The organism is Bradyrhizobium sp. WSM2254 (assembly GCF_000472645.1).
GTDB classification, from domain to species: domain Bacteria; phylum Pseudomonadota; class Alphaproteobacteria; order Rhizobiales; family Xanthobacteraceae; genus Bradyrhizobium; species Bradyrhizobium niftali.
This window is the reverse complement of sequence record NZ_AXAB01000009.1, coordinates 221,241-238,965: the sequence shown is the minus strand read 5'-3', so window position 1 is coordinate 238,965 and position 17,725 is coordinate 221,241. Positions and strand designations below refer to the sequence as shown.

At 65.9% G+C, this 17,725-nt stretch carries 13 protein-coding genes; 9 read left to right on the top strand and 4 right to left on the bottom strand.

The features are described 5' to 3' along the window. Positions 1-189: 189 nt before the first annotated feature. Positions 190-2,211, bottom strand: a complete 2,022-nt coding sequence (locus tag A3M7_RS0108035; RefSeq protein WP_027543473.1) for a YgiQ family radical SAM protein — start codon at positions 2,209-2,211, stop codon at positions 190-192. Positions 2,212-2,523: 312 nt separating this feature from the next. On the opposite strand from A3M7_RS0108035, the gene A3M7_RS49595 reads away from it, so the two are divergent. Beyond that, positions 2,524-2,688: a hypothetical protein gene (locus tag A3M7_RS49595; RefSeq protein WP_198033717.1), complete on the top strand. Its 165-nt coding sequence runs from the start codon at positions 2,524-2,526 to the stop codon at positions 2,686-2,688. A 6-nt stretch (positions 2,689-2,694) separates the two neighbouring features. On the opposite strand, the gene A3M7_RS0108025 is transcribed toward A3M7_RS49595, so the two are convergent. Continuing rightward, positions 2,695-3,375 carry a GntR family transcriptional regulator gene (locus A3M7_RS0108025; RefSeq protein WP_027543472.1) on the bottom strand — a complete coding sequence of 227 codons (681 nt, stop codon included), beginning with the start codon at positions 3,373-3,375 and terminating at the stop codon, positions 2,695-2,697. 7 nt (positions 3,376-3,382) lie between these two features. Further along, on the bottom strand, positions 3,383-4,795 hold the full coding sequence (locus tag A3M7_RS0108020) for an FAD-binding oxidoreductase (RefSeq protein ID WP_027543471.1): 1,413 nt from the start codon (positions 4,793-4,795) through the stop codon (positions 3,383-3,385). 176 nt (positions 4,796-4,971) lie between these two features. Between A3M7_RS0108020 and A3M7_RS0108015 the strand changes: the two genes are divergently transcribed. The 3 genes from A3M7_RS0108015 to A3M7_RS0108000 all read left to right on the top strand — a co-directional run bounded on the left by A3M7_RS0108015 (position 4,972) and on the right by A3M7_RS0108000 (position 9,657). Continuing rightward, a complete protein-coding gene (locus A3M7_RS0108015) occupies positions 4,972-5,856 on the top strand; it encodes a dihydrodipicolinate synthase family protein (protein WP_027543470.1) in 885 nt (294 codons plus the stop codon). Positions 5,857-6,069: 213 nt separating this feature from the next. Next, the gene (locus tag A3M7_RS0108005; RefSeq protein ID WP_027543469.1) at positions 6,070-8,400 is read left to right on the top strand and encodes a TonB-dependent siderophore receptor; all 2,331 of its coding nucleotides are present in this window, start codon (positions 6,070-6,072) and stop codon (positions 8,398-8,400) included. Between the two features lie 63 nt (positions 8,401-8,463). Beyond that, the gene (locus A3M7_RS0108000; protein ID WP_027543468.1) at positions 8,464-9,657 is read left to right on the top strand and encodes a PepSY domain-containing protein; all 1,194 of its coding nucleotides are present in this window, start codon (positions 8,464-8,466) and stop codon (positions 9,655-9,657) included. A gap of 52 nt (positions 9,658-9,709) precedes the next feature. On the opposite strand, the gene A3M7_RS0107995 is transcribed toward A3M7_RS0108000, so the two are convergent. Beyond that, positions 9,710-10,459, bottom strand: coding sequence for a hypothetical protein (locus A3M7_RS0107995; protein ID WP_198033716.1), 750 nt, complete (start codon positions 10,457-10,459; stop codon positions 9,710-9,712). Between the two features lie 105 nt (positions 10,460-10,564). Here A3M7_RS0107995 and A3M7_RS0107990 point away from each other — a divergent pair, with 105 nt between their 5' ends. The 5 genes from A3M7_RS0107990 (at position 10,565) to A3M7_RS0107970 (ending at position 17,682) form a co-directional block, all read left to right on the top strand. Continuing rightward, positions 10,565-11,797 carry a rhodanese-like domain-containing protein gene (locus tag A3M7_RS0107990; RefSeq protein WP_027543466.1) on the top strand — a complete coding sequence of 411 codons (1,233 nt, stop codon included), beginning with the start codon at positions 10,565-10,567 and terminating at the stop codon, positions 11,795-11,797. Positions 11,798-12,089: 292 nt separating this feature from the next. Beyond that, complete coding sequence (gene serA / locus A3M7_RS0107985) at positions 12,090-13,334, top strand: phosphoglycerate dehydrogenase (RefSeq protein ID WP_027543465.1); 1,245 nt, start codon at positions 12,090-12,092, stop codon at positions 13,332-13,334. A 109-nt stretch (positions 13,335-13,443) separates the two neighbouring features. After that, on the top strand, positions 13,444-14,463 hold the full coding sequence (locus tag A3M7_RS0107980) for a patatin-like phospholipase family protein (protein ID WP_027543464.1): 1,020 nt from the start codon (positions 13,444-13,446) through the stop codon (positions 14,461-14,463). Positions 14,464-14,466: 3 nt separating this feature from the next. Further along, positions 14,467-15,921, top strand: a complete 1,455-nt coding sequence (locus A3M7_RS0107975) for a GntP family permease (RefSeq protein WP_027543463.1) — start codon at positions 14,467-14,469, stop codon at positions 15,919-15,921. 99 nt (positions 15,922-16,020) lie between these two features. Next, positions 16,021-17,682, top strand: a complete 1,662-nt coding sequence (locus A3M7_RS0107970) for a tannase/feruloyl esterase family alpha/beta hydrolase (RefSeq protein ID WP_027543462.1) — start codon at positions 16,021-16,023, stop codon at positions 17,680-17,682. The last annotated feature ends 43 nt before the right edge of the window (positions 17,683-17,725 follow it).

The following is a 17,725-nucleotide window of genomic DNA, read 5'->3' as shown; positions in this document are numbered from 1 at the left end:
GGCTCGCCGATCCCACACGCCGCGATCATGCCATCCTGCTCCTGTTTTGCCCGACGGGTCAACGTCGGCGCAAAGCGCGTAAGCTATTGATCCCGCTCATGCCGTCTACTGTGCATGGGGTTGTTTTCGACTTTTTTGTTTTGGAGGCACGACAGCCGCAGGCTGAACCGGATCTCATCCGGCTCTTGCCTACTTCATCACCCGCAGACCCTTGGTCGTGAACCGCTGCGTCTTGCCGCCCGGCCGCACCGGCCGCCGCGTGCCGGCGGCCTTGCCGGTGCCGGGGGGCTGGTGCGCGGGGACGAGCTGGTGGGGCTGCGAGCCGATCAGGTCGGCGCGGCCCATCTCCTTCAGCGCCTCGCGCAGCACCGGCCAGTTGTCGGGGTCGTGATAGCGCAGGAAGGCCTTGTGCAGGCGGCGCTGCCGCAGGCCCTTGATCGCCTCGACCTTGTCGCTGCCGCCGCGCCGCACGCCGCGCAGCGGATTGACGCCGGTGTGGTACATCGCCGTTGCAGTCGCCATCGGCGAGGGCAGGAAGGTCTGCACCTGATCGGCGCGGTAGCGGTTCTTCTTGAGCCACAGCGCGAGGTTCATCATATCCTCATCGGTCGTGCCCGGATGCGCCGCGATGAAGTACGGGATCAGATAGTATTTCTTGCCGGCCTGCTCGGCCGCTTCATCGAACATCCGCTTGAACTTGTTGTAGGCGCCGATGCCCGGCTTCATCATCTTGTCGAGCGGGCCGCGCTCGGTATGTTCGGGCGCGATCTTGAGATAGCCGCCGACGTGATGGGTGACGAGCTCCTTGATGTATTCCGGGCTCTCCACCGCGAGGTCGTAGCGCACGCCGGAGGCGACCATCACCTTCTTGATGCCCTTGGTCTCGCGCACCTTGCGATAGAGCCGGATCAGATCGTCATGCGAGGTGTTGAGGTTCGGGCAGATCTCCGGGAAGACGCAGGACGGCCGCCGGCACGCGGCTTCGACCTTGGGGTCCTTGCACGCCATCCGGTACATGTTGGCGGTGGGGCCGCCGATGTCGGAGATCACGCCGGTGAAGCCCGGCGTCTTGTCGCGGATCTTCTCGATCTCGCGCAGGATCGAGCCTTCCGAGCGGTTCTGGATGATGCGGCCCTCATGCTCGGTGATCGAGCAGAAGGTGCAGCCGCCGAAGCAGCCGCGCATGATCGTCACCGAGAATTTGATCATGTCCCACGCCGGGATCTTGGCGTCGCCGTAGGACGGATGCGGGGCGCGCGCATAGGGCAGGTCGTAGACCGCGTCCATCTCGTCGCTGGTCAGCGGGATCGGCGGCGGGTTCAGCCACAGGTCGCGGTCGCCATGACGCTGCACCAGCGGCCGCGCATTGCCGGGATTGCTCTCCCGGTGCAGCACGCGCGAAGCCCTGGCGTAGGCCTCGCGGTCCTGCTCGACCTGCTCCAGCGCCGGCAGACGGATGACGGTGGCGCCCTTCTGGCGCGTTGCGCCCTCATCGGCGGAATCGAGATCGTCGGCGTGCAGTTCGCTGTAATCTTCGGGCACGCGGCGGAACAGCGCGACGCCCCTGATGTCGTCGAGCTCGCGCGGCGCTTCGCCGGCGGCAAGACGATTGGCCACCTCGACGACGGCGCGCTCGGCATTGCCGTAGAGCAGCAGGTCCGCCTTGGCGTCGGCCAGCACCGAGCGGCGCACCTTGTCGGACCAGTAGTCGTAATGCGCGATCCGGCGCAGCGATGCCTCGATGCCGCCGAGCACGACCGGCACGTCCTTGAACGCCTCGCGGCAGCGCTGGGCGTAGACGATGGTGCAGCGGTCCGGCCGCTTGCCGCCTTCGCCGCCGGCCGTATAGGCGTCGTCATGGCGCAGGCGGCGGTCCGCGGTGTAGCGGTTCACCATGGAGTCCATGTTGCCGCCGGTGACGCCGAAAAAGACCTTTGGCTTGCCTAACACCTTGAACGGCTCGGCCGAGTGCCAGTCCGGCTGCGCGATGATGCCGACCCGGAAACCCTGCGCCTCCAGCAGGCGGCCGATGATCGCCATGCCGAAACTCGGATGATCGACATAGGCGTCCCCGGTCACCAGCACGATGTCGCAGGCATCCCAGCCGAGCGCGTCCATCTCGGTGCGGCTCATGGGCAGGAACGGCGCCGGCTTGCGCGGGCGGGCCTGGGCCATCAGGGGCTTTTCGGCAGTGATGATCTGGATGTCCATGGGGCCTACGCATAGGACTCCGGAGGCGCGAATACAACCGATCAACGGCCCGTCTTCGCCGATTCCGGTTCCCGCGTGGCGCGCAATTCGGCAACGCCAATCGCGCGCGGAAGCCTCTGATCGCGGTCAGCTTGCGCCGCCAGTTACGTAGGCCCCGCGTTGCGGTTCATTTGCGGGAACCAACCGCCCCCGCGAACATTCTGATGAAGGCACCGGCGCGAGCTCTGCTCGCGCGCGCCTCGGACCATCCCGGCGCCAGTGCCCGCAACCGGATTTTTGCCTTGCTGCTCGCTTCGGGGTGATGGGGGACTTGTGAGTACGGTCATAGAGAACTTGCTGGCGCGGAAGCAGAAGCTCGTAGAGGAACTCGAGATGGTGCAAACCGTCGAGGACCGCGACAGGATCGAGCATCAGCTCGAGCAGATCAACACCGCGCTGGATTTCCTGGACAGGCCGGGTCCGGAGGACGGGCGATAGAATCGCTCAATCCACTTTCAGCGCCTCGACTTTCAAGGCCTTGGCGTAGACCACGCCCGAATTGGTGATGTGCGTGGTCATCAGCGCTTCGAACGCCGCAAACTCGCCGCGCGCGAACAGATCCAGCAGCTTGCGGTGCTCGTCGAAGGACGAGCGGGTCCGCACGTCGATCGGCGAGGTCAGGTTGGTGCGCAGCGCGGCGACGCGGCCGGAGACGAGCTGGTAGGATTCGACGAGGTAGCGGTTGCCGCAATGGGCGAACAGCGCCTCGTGAAAAGCGGCATCGGCGCGGCCATAGGCGATGTTGTCGCGTGCCGCAATCGCCGGCTCCATCGCTGCGATCGCGGCGCTCATCGTCGCGACGGCACCGTCGCGATCGTGACGGAAGGCGAGCTCGGCGGCCTTGGGCTCGAGCGCGATCCTGAAGGTGCAGAGCGCAGCGATGTCCTCGTCGCTCGGGGTGAAGACAAAACTGCCGACCTGCGGGCGGATCACCACGAGCCCCTGCGCCTGCAACTGGCCCATCGCCTCGCGTACCGGCGTCCGGCTGACGCCGAAGGAATTCGCCACCATCTCCTCGGAGATCGCAGCGCCGAGCGCGAACTCGCCGTCGATGATCGCCTGCCGCAGCCGCTGCAACACCCGCTGCGACAGCGATTTTGGCGTATCGAGCTTGAGCGATCGCATTGCTCTCTCAGATCACCTTGCCGGGATTGAGCAGATGATCGGGATCGAGCGCGGCCTTCAGCGTCCGCATCAGCGCGATCTCGGCCTCGCTCCTGGCATGACCAAGCCACTTCTTCTTCAGCGTGCCGATGCCGTGCTCGGCGGAGACGCTGCCGCCCATCTCGCGCACGAGACCGTAGATGACCGTGTCCATCTCTTCCTTCGGCTGTTGCGCGACCGTGAGGCCCGTGACCCAGGACACGAGGTGCAGATTGCCGTCGCCGATATGGCCGTAATAGACGCTCTCGCAGCCCTTGATGCCGTCGGCGAGCGCGGCCTTGCAGCGCGTGACGAACTCGTCCATCCGCGCCACGGCAAGTCCGATGTCGTAGGAGATGTGCGGGCCCAGCACCTGGCCGAACTCGGCGCAGATGTCGCGCACCCGCCAGAAGGCTTGCGTCTGCGCCAGCGATTGCGCCACCGCGGCATCGGCCAGCAGCCCGCGCTCCATCAGCTCTTCGAGCCAGGCCTGGAAGCGCGGCGCATCCAGGCTCTCGTCGGTGCCTTGCGCCTCCACCAGCACGTAGAGGCCGTGACCCGCGGCGACCGGCGGTTTCACGCCGGCGCGCGTCGTGATCACGTCCCAGTAATCCGGCCACATCACCTCGAACGCCGATAGCAGCGGGCCGAGCCCGCTGCGCGCAGCATCGAGCAGCGCGATCACCGCGGCATAGTCCTTCAAGGCGCACAGCGCGGCCATGGTCGAACGCGGCTTCGGGAACAGCTTCAGCACCACGCGGGTGATGATCCCGAGCGTGCCTTCCGAGCCGATGAAGAGATGCTTCAGGTCGTAGCCCGCATTGTTCTTCATCAGCTTGTTGAGATTGGTGATGATGGTGCCATCCGGCAGCACCACTTCGAGACCGAGCACCAGCTCGCGCGTCATGCCGTAGCGGATCACGCGATTGCCGCCGGCATTGGTGGAGAGATTGCCGCCGATCGCGCAGGAGCCGCGCGAGCCGAGGTCGAGCGGAAAGAAGAAGCCGGCCTCATCCGCGGCCTTCTGGATCGTCTCCAGCGGCGTGCCCGCCTTCACCGTCATCGTCGCGGACGCGCGATCGATCTCCTCGATGCCGGTCATGCGCTCCAGCGAGATCGCGACCCAGCCTGCTTCAGGCGAGGCGCCGCGGCACAGCCCGGTCAGTCCGCCCTGCGGCACGAACGGCAGATGCGCCTGCCGGCAGGTGGCGATCGCTTCGGCAACGCCCTGCGCATCGAGCGGACGGATCACCGCACGCGGCGTTTGCGGCAGGCTCGCGCTCCAGTCGTTGCAATTGCGCGCCGGCACGTCAGCGCCGATCAGCACGGCGGCGCCGCCGAGCTTGTCGCGCAAGGCGGCGAGCAATTGGTCGGGACGCTCCACGGGGGTCACCATGTCCATGCAAGGCCTCCTCAAAATCCGGCCGCGTCTGTCGCGCGTCTGCTGCGATGGGGATTTGCGTCCATCTTGTATGTAAGGTACAAGGTGAAAAGTAAAGCAAAAACGAGGCTTCGCTAAGCGCAGAAGATCATTAGGGATCAGTGGCTTAGTCCGAGACCGCAGCAAAGGGTGGTGTGATGACGGAGGCGATTCGCGGGTTCTGGGTGGCGTCGGCGACGCCGCTGGCGACCGACGGCGGTGTGGATCACGGCCGGCTCGCCGCCCACGCCAAGCAGCTCTTCAGCAAAGGCGTCGACGGCGTCGTGCTGTTCGGCACCACGGGCGAAGGCACCTCGTTCAACGTCGCCGAACGCGTCGCGACCATCGAGGCCATGCTCAAGGCCGGCGTCGCGCCGGAGCGCATCGGAATCGGCGGCGGCTTCCCCGCCATCAGCGACAGCATCGCGTTGACGCGCGCCGTGCTCGGCCTCGGCCTGCGCCATGTGCTGCTGTTGCCGCCTTACTTCGACCGCAGCGTCACGCCCGAGGGTATCGAGGATGCCTTCGCCGCGATCATCGACGGCGTTGCCGACGATCGCCTGCGTGCCTATCTCTATCACATCCCGCAGATCTCAGGCGTTGCGATCCCGACCACTGTCGCTGCGAGCCTGCGCAAGCGCTACGGCAAGGTGGTTGCGGGTCTGAAAGACTCCAGCGGCGACTTCAAGCAGTTCCAGGCGTTCCGCGCCGCCGCGCCCGAGCTTGCCATCACCGTCGGCAACGAAGCCGACATCGCCCGCGCCATCGCCGCCGGCGGTGCCGGCACCATCTGCGGCATGGCCAACATCGCGCCGGAGCTGGTCAAGGCGATGATCGACGGCAAGGATGTCGAAGCACGCATGCAAGCCGCGATCGACATCGTGGTGAAGACGCCATCCTTCCTCGCAACGCTGAAGGCCATTCTCGCCGCGCAGACCGGCGATGCAGCGTGGCTGCGCGTGCGTCCGCCGCTGCGGGCCTTGTCCGACGGCACCGCGCTCAAGCGGAAGCTCGACGAGCTGACGAGCCCTGCCATCGCATGAAATCCCGCAATGTCGCGACACGCCGCCGCGAATTTCGCGCGCAGCGTGTCGCGATCGGCGCGAGAACAATCCATGATTGCTGGTTCGCATTGATCCGCGCTTAGAACCATTCAACACTAGAGCGATTCAATTCCGCCTACGGTTCTCTTCACCTGCAACGGCTGTTAGACGCGCCAGCTGCAATGCTGTGTCTGACTTGGAAGTGAATCGAAAGTGCGTGCTCATCTGGATGACCGCGTCAGCGGTCATCGAATTCGTGCCGGCCGGGGACGTGCTGGTCTTCTCATCGGAGCAGCCGTGCTGCTCGCCGAATGCCCCTCCAACACGACGACCGCACAGGCGCAATCGGCGCTGCCAGCGGTGACGGTGGAAGCGCCGGCGCAGCGGCCGAAACCGGCGCGCGCATCGGAGCAGTCGTCACGCCGCACCCAGGCCGCCGCGCGCCAGCGCAATCGTAATGCCGCGCCGGCAGCGCCGACGCCATCGGAGCGCGCCGCCGCGGAGGCCGCCGCGCAGCAAGCCGCCAAGCTCGGCTACCGTGCGATGCCGAGCGCGACCACGCTGCGTTCGGGCGCATCGCCGCTCGACACCTCGCAGACCGTCAACGTCGTGCCCGCCCAGGTCCTGAAGGACCAGTTGCCGCGCAACATCGACGATGCGCTGGTCAACATCAGCGGGATCACCCAGACCAACACGCTCGCCGGCACCCAGGACGCCGTGATCCGCCGCGGCTTCGGCGACAACCGCGACGGCTCGATCATGCGCAACGGCATGCCGCTGGTGCAGGGCCGCAGCCTGAACGCCGCGGTCGAGAGCGTCGAGGTGCTGAAGGGACCGGCCTCGCTGCTCTATGGCATCATGGATCCCGGCGGCATCGTCAACACCATCAGCAAACGTCCAGAGCTCTACCAGCACGGCTCGGTCACGCTGCTCGGCTCGACCTATGCGAACAATCGGAGCGGTGCCGACGGCACGCTCGACATCACCGGTCCGATCGGCGACGGCGGTCTCGCCTATCGCTTCATCGGCTACGGGGTCAGCGAGGACTATTGGCGCAATTTCGGCCGCCACAGGGAAATGCTGGTGAACCCGTCGCTTGCCTGGTACGGCGACACCACGACGATCCAACTCACCTATGAGCACCGCGAGTTCATCTCCCCGTTCGACCGCGGCACGGCCTTCGTCAACGGCGCTCCGCTGGCGATCCCGAAGACGCGCCGGCTCGACGAGCCCTTCAACAACATGTGGGGCACCTCCGACCTCGTGCAGGGCTCGGTCGAGCAGAAGCTCGACGACAATTGGAAGGTCACGGCGGCCTACAGCTACAACACCGAGACCTTCAGCGCCAATCAGCTTCGCATCACCGGCGTCAACGCCAAGACCGGCGTCGAGACCCGCAGCAACGACGGTACCCACGACTCGCTGAGCAACGCCAGCTACGGCACCTCCTATCTGCAGGGTGACGTCTGGGTCGGCGGCTTCCGCAACGAGATCCTGTTCGGTGGCGAGGCGTTGTATCGCACGATCGATCGCCACGACCTGATTCGCCAGGCGACCCCGAACTTCAATTTCTACAACCCGGTCTACGGGCTGATCACACCGGGTACGACTGTTTCGCCGATTGACAGCGAGCAGACCGACAAGCTCGGCACCCGCGGCTTCTTCGCCCAGGACACGTTCCATCTGACCAACTGGCTGTCCGTGGTTGGCGGCGTGCGCTGGATGGAATACGAGCAACTCGCCGGAAAGGGCCGGCCTGTCTTCGTCACGAACACCAATCTGGCGGGCGACAAGGTGCTGCCGCTCGGCGGCGTCATCTTCAAGCTGAACGATCAGCTCTCGTATTATGTGAGCTACACGCAGTCGCTGAAGCCGACCTCGACGATTGCGCTTTTCACCGGTGCTCCCGTCGGCTTCGTCGTCGACTCCACCATTGCGCCCGAAGAGGGAACCCAATGGGAGACCGGCCTGAAGTTCGACGTCAACAAGCGGCTGTCGGGCACCCTGGCGGTCTACGACATCGAGAAGAAGAACGTGTTGGTGCGGGATGATCTCGGCAACAACAACATCGCAATACGGACGTCTGCGAAGGCTCGGTCGCGCGGCGTTGAGTTGGACGTGACGGGCAAGCTGACGGACCATTGGAGCATGATCGGTAGTTACGGCTATACCGACGCACGCCTGATCAACGATCCCGTCAACGGCAACGCCAAGCTGCTGAACGCCGCGATGAACACGGCTTCGCTCTATCTCGTCTACGATTTCGGCGACGCGCTTCCGGGACGGCTGCGGCTCGGCGGCGGCGCGCACTATGTCGGCGACCGGCCCGGCGACTCCGCCAACAACTTCTTTCTGCCGGCATATACCGTCGCGGACGTCTTTGCGACCTACGACACGAAAATCGACAACCTGCCGGTGACCTACCAGTTCAACGTCAAGAACCTGTTCGACAAGCTCTACTATACCTCCACCACCGCGAGCGCCTTGAACGTCGCGATCGGTGACGCGCGGCGCTTCTCGCTGTCGGCGACGGTGAAGTTCTAGCCGTGCGCGCGCCACGCACGGATCGGGAATCGCAGGCGGCGCCGACCGGAAGGGGCCATGCCGATGCGTGAGCCTGGCCGCGCGATCAAGGCCGTCCTGCTCCAGGTCCACTCCATCGCGGGCCTCGTGCTCGCGCTGCTGCTTGCCGTGCTCGCGCTGACCGGCGCGATCATGAGTTTCGAGGACGAGCTCGTCGACCATCTCAACTCCGGCATCATGCAGGTCGCACCGCGGACCGCGCCGCCGCTGATGCCGGACGAGTTGGTCGCGCCGCTGAAGGCGGCGCAGGATTTCGGCAAGGTCTCGGCTCTCACGCTATCGAGCGATCCGGCCGCGGCGGTGCGTGTCCGCTTCGGCCGCGACGAGCAGGGTGGGCGGCCGGCTTCACTCTATGTCGACCCCTATGACGCGCGCGTGCTGGGCTCGCCGCGCGGCGAAGAGTTTTTCGCGACCGTTCGCAGGTTGCATCGCTGGCTGCTCATCCCCGGCGATGCCAAGGGCTGGGGGCGCCAGATCACCGGTGTCGCCGCGCTCGGCCTGATCGTCATGCTGGTCTCGGGCCTCGTGTTGCGCTGGCCACGCCGTGCCGGCAGCGTGAAGATGTGGCTTAAGCCGAATCTCGGGCTCAGCGGCCGCGGGCTGCACCGGTCGCTGCATGCCGTCATCGGCACCTGGGTCCTGCCGATCTATCTGGTGATGACGCTCACCGGACTGTGGTATTCGTTCGACTGGTACAAGGACGGAGTCGTCTGGCTGCTGTCGCGCCCGGAGGTCGTCGCCGCGAAAATGCAGCCCAAGATGCCCGCAAAGGCGCCGCGCGTGGCGGCCGCTTCCGAGCCCGCCCAGCCGATCGGATTCGACCGTGCCTGGGCGACGTTCCGGCGCGAGGAGGGTGACCGCTTCGCCAGGGCCTTGCTGACGCTGCCGGCCGGCCCGGGCACGGCGATCCGGATCAGGTCGTGGGGGAAGGACTCCACGCTCGATACGACGCGCGACGAATTCCGCGTCGATGCCGTCACCGGTCAACTGGTCTCGGCGGAGCGTTACGCCGACAAGACGTTCGGCGAGAAGACCATCGCCAACGTGCTCGACATCCATCGCGGCGCGGTCCTCGGCTGGCCCGGCAAGCTCGCGTTCATGATTGCCGCAGCCCTGATGCCGCTGTTCTCGGTCACCGGCATCCTGCTCTATTTGTCGCGCCGCAAGCTGCGGCGCCCTGCGCAACCGCCGCTCGGGCGCCTCGTTCCGGGCGAGTGATCCGACAAGCCGCTCTTCAAATCCGCCTGGATCGAGTCACGATATCGACACGTCACTTCGGCTGCATGTGCCGTTCACCAATGATGACGTCGTTGTTGACGGCATAGACAAAGCAGCCGCCATCCCGGCCATTTCGCGTGGGATCGCTGTTGCATTTTGCAAGTGCGGAGGCCTGGGCATCTTTCAAGCTCGCATCGCCCGCCGAGATGAACAGCTTCCCCCAGGGGTGGATGGCCATCGCTTTCGGCTCCATGGCCTTGTCGTAATTCTGCACGTCGGGGCGCTGTCGCGTCACCCGCCGGATGATCGGAATCTGGGACAGATCATACTTGCCCGCATAATGCAGGCGCGGCATGTCCCGCGCTGTCAGTTCACCTTCCGCGACGATCTCCTCGTTCACCGCCAGCAGGGCGCACGGCTTGCCATAGCGCAACTGGCACGCTTCCAGTGAGCGCTCGCCGGTGGCCGACGCGTCCTCGTGCTCACAGGACCGAAAATAGCTCGCGCTGATGAGCTCCACGGCCTGCCCCTTGTTGGGTTTGCAGGCGACGTAGTCCTTGATCAGCGTGTCGCGGACGAAGCCGAACACGGTCGGCGTCGTCGCTGCTATGATCGAGGCCATCGCCCGCTCGAATTGGGACTTGCGCTCCGCATTGGTCAGCGCGGCCATGGCCGCACCCGGAAGCACCAGAAACACCACCAGGAATTTTATGGTTCGCATGCTGCCCCTCCCCCCACGCACGAATCGGAGCTTTACCCGCCCCGCGCCCTCGGACAACATGCTTCTTTTCAGCAGCTCCACGGGATTGCACGCCGCAGAGCGGAAGGGCATGCCCCCGTCGGGCTGGTCAAGCGGTCCGCAATCGGCCAAAAGCGCCCTGTTCAAACTTCGAAGGCTGCATGTCCGATGACGATCCCGACCGTCACCCCCGCCGATATCCGCCGCGCGCTGCTGCTGCGCGAGGAGATCGCGCTGCTCGATCTCAGATACGAGGCCGCGTTCGCCACCGGTCATCCCTTGTTCGCTGCCAACATGGCCGCGAACCGGATTGCGGTCGAAGCCGAGGTGAGGCTGCCGCGCAAGGACGTGCCGGTCGTGCTCTATGATGACGGTGAGGGGCTGGTCGCGGCCGGAGCAGAACGCCTGACTGCGCTCGGCTACAGCAATGTCCGCGCGCTCGATGGCGGGCTGAAGGCCTGGCGCGATGCGGGCTATCAGGTGTTCGAGGACGTCAACTCCTATTCGAAAGCGTTCGGCGAGCTGGTCGAGGCGCGCCGGCACACGCCGTCATTCAGTGCTGACGAGGTCGCCAAGCTTATCGCGGACAAGGCCAACATCGCCATCCTCGACGTCCGCCGCTTCGACGAATATGCGACCATGAACATTCCGGGCTCGGTCAGCGTGCCCGGCGCGGAGCTGGTGCTGCGGGCAGGCCAAGCCGCGCCCGATCCCGACACCACCATCATCGTCAATTGTGCCGGGCGGACGCGCTCGATCATCGGCACCCAGTCGCTGATCAATGCCGGCGTGCCCAACAAGGTCCGCGCGCTGCGCAACGGCACCATCGGCTGGACGCTGGCACGGCATGCGCTCAACCATGGCGCCGACCGGCGCGGGGCGATCGGACCGTTCGAAGGCGGTCCGGCCAATGCCCGCGACGTCGCCTATCGCGCCGGCGTCCGCCACATCGGCGCGAGCGAGATGGCTGCTCTGCTCGCGCAGACCGATCGCACGCTCTACCGCTTCGACGTGCGAGATGCGGAGGACTATGCGGCTGGCCACCTTCCGGGCTTCCGTCACTATCCGGGCGGTCAGCTCGTCCAGGAGACCGACATGGCCGCACCGGTGCGCGGCGCACGCATTCTGTTGACCGACGACAAGGGCGTGCGCGCCGACATGACGGCGTCCTGGCTCGCGCAGATGGGCTGGGAGGTCTACGTGCTCGAGAGCGGCTATGACGGTGCGCTGGAGGTCGGTCCGCCGCTCGTGCTGCCGAAGCCGGATCCGGCGCATCGCTACCGCCGTCCCTATGAGGGGACCGATGTCGCCGAAGGTGCGATGCAGGCCTACCTCGATTGGGAATATGGATTGGTCGAGCAGCTCCGGCTCGACGGGACGCACGGGTTTTATGTGATTTGATTCTGGATACCGTCACCCTGAGGTGGCCGCTTCTTCAGCGGCCCTCGAAGGGCGACGGCCCGGCTGCATCTGGGCCGTTCATCCTTCGAGGCTCCCGGCGCGCTGCCAAGCATCGCGCCACTTGCACCTCAGGATGACGGGGCGGCTATTGTGTGTGCTGGGATGCCGGGGCTGGTGGGATGCCAAGCACACCCGCCCGCCCCGCCATCTTCTCCCCGTATCCAAACCCTATTGTGCTGCGCCTCGTCCGCGGTTTATGAGCTGCGGCAAAGCCGCCATTCATGGAGATTCTATGCCAGCCCCAGGCCAAAGCCCTGAGCGGAGCGCGAAGGCGCTGCTGCTCGAAGGCGTCAATGACAGTGCCGTGGACCTGTTCCGGAGCGCGGGCTTCACCAATGTCGAGCGTCTGACCAAGGCCCTGGACGGCGAGGCGCTGCGCCAGGCGCTCAAGGGCGTGTCGCTGCTCGGCATCCGCTCGCGCACCCAGATTACCGACGACGTGCTGGCGGCCGCCGATCAGCTCCTTGCGGTCGGCTGCTTCAGCGTCGGCACCAACCAGGTCGATCTGCTGGCGGCGCGCAAGCGCGGTATTCCGGTCTTCAACGCGCCGTTCTCCAACACGCGCAGCGTCGCCGAGCTCGTCATCGGCGAGATCGTGATGCTGCTGCGGCAGATCTTTCCACGCTCGGTCTCGGCCCATGACGGCGGCTGGGACAAGTCCGCGGCCGGCAGCCGCGAGGTGCGCGGCCGCACCCTCGGCATCATCGGCTACGGCAATATCGGCTCGCAACTCTCGACCTTGGCCGAGGCCATGGGCATGCGCGTGATCTATTACGACCGCACCGACAAGCTCCGCCACGGCAACACCGAGCCGGTCGAGAAGCTCGAAGAGCTGCTGGCGCAGAGCGACATCGTCAGTCTGCACGTGCCGGAGACGCCGGAGACATCAGGCATGATCGGGGAGAAGGAACTGCGGGCGATGAAGCCGGGCTCGTTCCTGATCAACAACAGCCGCGGCACCGTGGTCGATCTCGATGCGCTCGCAGGCGCCTTACGCGACGGTCACATCGCAGGGGCCGCCATCGACGTGTTTCCGGTCGAGCCGTCCTCGAACTCCGATCGTTTCAAGAGCCCGGTGCAGGGCCTCGACAACGTCATCCTCACCCCACATATCGGCGGCTCGACCGAAGAGGCGCAGGAGCGCATCGGCGGCGAGGTCGCGCGCAAGCTGGTCGACTATTTCATCACCGGCTCGACGATGGGCGCGGTGAACTTCCCGGAGGTGCAGCTGCATCTGCGTCCCTCGGGCGCGCGCTTCAGCCATGTCCATCGCAACGTGCCGGGCATGCTGCGGCGGCTGAACGAGGTTTTCCTCCAGCGCGACATCAACATCGCCGCGCAATATCTGGAGACCGCCGGCGACCTCGGCTACGTCGTGCTCGACGCCGATCTCGCCGGTCAGGATTCGGCCACGCTGCTCCAGCAGATCCGCGCCCTCGACGGCACGGTCGGCGCAAGGCTGGTATTCGAGCACTAGATCGCCCACGTTCCGGTTGCATTCTACGGCCATGGCTCTCTAAACTGCCGCCATCTTCGGCGCGTTACAAATCGCGTCGAATTTGAGCTTCAGTTGCGTCGGTGCCGCCATGGAACGGGACGTCGTACTGATTGACCTCGCGCTGCAGGGTGGCGGTTCGCACGGCGCCTTCTCCTGGGGCGTGCTCGACCGTCTTCTGGAAGAGAGATGGCTCACGATCGCCGCGATCTCCGGAACCTCCGCAGGCGCGATGAATGCGGCGGTCCTGGCGGACGGCTGGGCGGCCGGCGGCGCCGAGGGCGCACGTGATGCGCTCGAACAATACTGGCGCCGCGTCTCCAGGGCCGCGGCCTTCAGTCCGCTCCAACGCTCGCCGCTCGACCGGCTGATGGGGCGCTGGACCCTCGATACGTCGCCCTTCTACATCCTCACCGATCTGATGTCGCGCGTGTTGTCGCCCTACGACCTCAATCCAACCGGCTACAACCCGCTGCGCGCAGTGCTGGCCGAGAGCATTGATTTCGAACGCCTCGTGCGCTCGCCGATCCAACTGTTCATCACCGCGACGCGGGTGCGCACCGGACGCGGCCGTATCTTCCGCAACGCGGAGATCACGGCGGATGTGCTGCTGGCATCGGCCTGCCTGCCGACCATGTTCCGTGCCATCGAGATCGACGGCGAGCCCTATTGGGACGGCGGCTTCGCCGGCAACCCGACAATCACGCCGCTGGTTCGCGAGAGCGACGCGCACGATACCATCCTCGTCCAGATCAATCCGACCGAGCGGCCGGAGGTACCGCGGACAGCGGCTGAAATCCTCAACAGGCTGAACGAGATCTCGTTCAACTCGCCGCTGATGAAGGAACTGCGCATGATCGCGCTGCTGCGCCAGGCGGCCGACCCCGGCAGCGGCGAGGGCGCGCGCTGGGCGAAGATGCGGACGCACCGGATCAAGAGCGACATGCTGACGAAGTTCGGCGCGTCCTCGAAACTCAACGCGGAATGGGAATTCGTCTCGATGCTGCGCGCCGAGGGGCGCATGGCCGCGGACGCGTTTCTCGCCGAGCATGGTGCCGACATCGGCCGGCAATCGACCGCTGATCTCGATGTCCTGCTGACGGAGTGCTGAGACATGGGTCTTCTCGGCCTTCTCGTCGGGCTCGGCCTGCTTGTCCTGTTTGCCTTTCGCGGCTGGAGCGTGCTTCTGCTCGCGCCGTTCGCGGCGCTCGTTGCTGCTCTGTTCGGCGGCGAACCGTTGCTTGCGAACCTGACCCAGGTGTTCATGGTGAATGCGGCGGGATTTCTGGCGCAGTTCTTCCCGATCTTTCTGCTTGGCGCTGTCTTCGGCAAGTTGATGGATGACAGCGGCGCGGTGACGTCGGTCGCCGGCTTTATGGCGGAGCGCCTTGGCGAGCGGCGCGTGATCCTGGCGGTCGTTCTCGCCGGCGCGCTGGTCACCTATGGCGGCGTCAGCCTGTTCGTCGCGTTCTTCGTCATCGTTCCCATGGCCCGTTCGCTGTTTCGCGCGGCTTCGATTCCGCGTCGTTTGATCCCGGCCGCGATCGTGCTGGGAACGTCGACCTTCACGATGTCGGCCCTGCCAGGCACGCCGTCGATCCAGAATGCGATCCCGATGCCGTTCTTCGGGACGACGCCGTTCGCCGCGCCGGGCCTCGGCATCATTGCCTCCCTCATCATGCTCGTGACAGGATTGTGGTGGCTGCATCGCGCCGAGGCAGCAGCCCGCCGCGCCGGAGAAGGCTATGGCGACGATGCCGACGGCTTGATCGAGCAGGCTGCCGCCGACGAACTCGTGCGCGAGCGCGCAACGACCGCGCGCGAGTTCGATCCGGCTGAACTGCAACACGGTCATCGCAGCGACCGGCCTTCGCCCGTGCCGAACGCCATCGCGCCGCTGGCCGTCGTCGTCACCGTGAATCTGGTGATGTCGCTCGTGGTGCTGCCGCGGCTCGATGTCAGCTATCTCGCCGAGCAGCGTTTTGGCGAAACGTCGCTCGCGGCCGTCGCGGGCGTGTGGTCGGTCGCGGTGGCGCTGGCGGCGGCCATCGTCACGACCATCGCGCTGAACCGGGCCCGCCTGCCGGCGCTTCGCCGGACCATGGACGCCGGGGCCAATGCGTCGGTGCTGCCTGCGTTCAGCGTCGCCAGCCTCGTCGGATTCGGCGCAGTCGTCGCCTCGCTGCCGGCGTTCACGATCGTGCGCGACTGGGTGCTGGCGATCGAGGGCGGACCGCTGGTCTCGCTCGCCGTCGCGACCAACGTCCTGGCGGCGCTGACCGGTTCGGCATCAGGCGGGCTGACCATAGCGCTCGAAGCGCTCGGCCCGACCTATGTCGAGCTCGCCGCACGCACCGGGATCGACCTCTCGCTGATGCATCGCGTCGCGGTGATCGGCTCGGGGACGCTTGACATCCTGCCGCACAATGGCGCGGTGGTCAGCCTGCTCGCGATCTGCGGCCTGACGCACCGTGACAGCTATTTCGACATTGTGATGGTCGGCATCGTGACGTCGCTGCTGGCGCTGGTGGTCGTGATCGTGCTGGGCAGTGTGTTGGGATCGTTCTGATCAAAATGCGAACGTGAGCGATTGACGGAACGTTGAAGGTTGCATTCAATGCGGCCAACTGACCAAAATCCAACAAACAGCGAACGCCGGGTGGAAACGATGACGCGAAAGAGAGCGAAGCTCTGTGCATGGCTCGTGGGCGCGGCGGCCGCAATGAGCGCGAGCAGCGCGTCGGCGGTGATGCTGGCGGAGGATGCCGACACGATCTGCAAGGGGCTCGTCGGCGGCGCTGACGCCGTGAAGATCGATTCCGCGACGTTGCAGGCGCCATCGCAACTCGCCGTTGCCGAGCGCGGCCCGACACCGTCGGGGCGCATCACGCCGGCTAATCCCGGCTTCTGCAAGGTGCTCGGCCACATCGATCCCGTCGATCCCAAGGCGCCGCCGATCAAATTCCAGGTCAACCTTCCCGTCGAATGGAACGGGCGGTCGGTGCAATATGGCGGCGGCGGCTTCAACGGCGTGCTGATCACCGGTCTTGCGCTGCCGCCGGCCTATCCGTTCGACAAGCCGTCGCCGCTCGCGCGCGGCTTCGTCACCTACGGCACCGATTCCGGCCACGAATCCAAGCCGGGCGAGCCGCCGCAATTGTTCGCGCTCAATGACGAAGCGTTCGAGAACTTCGCCCATCGCGCCTACAAGAAGGTTCGCGACGTTGCCGTCGCGCTGATGCAGCGCGCCTACGGCAAGAAGCCCGAGAAGATGTACTTCATGGGCTCGTCCGAGGGCGGCCGCGAAGGCCTGACCATGGCGCAGCGCTACCCTGATGATTTCGACGGGATCTTTGCCCGCGTGCCCGTCATCAACTGGGTCGGCTTGCAGCATGCTGGCACGCGTTCGGGCCTCGTGACCATGGGCGACGGCTGGATCAATCCGGCGCAGGTGAAGCTGGTCGGCGATGCCGTGCGGGCGGCTTGCGACAAGGCCGACGGCTCCAACGATGCACTGGTGCAGGATCCCGTCACCTGCAAGGCGGCGTTCAAGGTCGGGACGCTGCGCTGCGCCAGCGGGAAGACGGGCGATCAGTGCTTGACCGATGCGCAGATCAAGGCGATCGACACGCTGCATGCGACCTACAAATTCCCGTTCGCGCTCGCCAACGGCCTCGACGACTATCCGGGCTGGGGCGTCTCGGGCGAAGACACGCCCGCGATCGGTCCGACCGGCGGCTGGGTCGCGTGGTGGCTCGGCACCGCGCCGCCGGCACAGCCGCCTGCGCCCAACAACGGCATCGCCTGGATCTACGGCGCTGGCGGCATTCAATACGTGTTCGCGCGCGATCCCAAGCTCGACGTCCCCACCTACAAGGTGGAGGAGCACAAGGCGCGGATACTCGAGGTCTCGAACCTCATGGACTCGACCAATCCCGACCTCAGTCGCTTTCGCGAGCGCAAGGGCAAGCTGATCATCCTTGAGCACATGGCCGACTATGCCCAGAGTCCCTATGCCGGCATCCGTTATTTCGAGAGCGTTGAGCGCCTGATGGGCTCGGCGACGACGGAGTTGTTCGCAAGGCTCTACACGGCGCCCGGCGTCGACCATGTCGGTTCCGGCGCGCCGGCCAATGTCGACATGCTGAGCGTGCTGGTCGACTGGGTCGAAAAGGACCAGGCGCCGGGCGACCTCGAAGTGGCCGAGCAGAAGGTCGAAGCGCCCGCGTTCCCTGTCGTCCGCGCGCTGCCGCTGTGCCGCTGGCCGGCCTGGCCGCACTACAAGGCGGGGTCGGTGACGGAGGCGTCGAGCTATTTCTGCGCGCAGTGAGATCTGGCCTTCACCTCGCCCCGCTTGCGGGGAGAGGGAGATG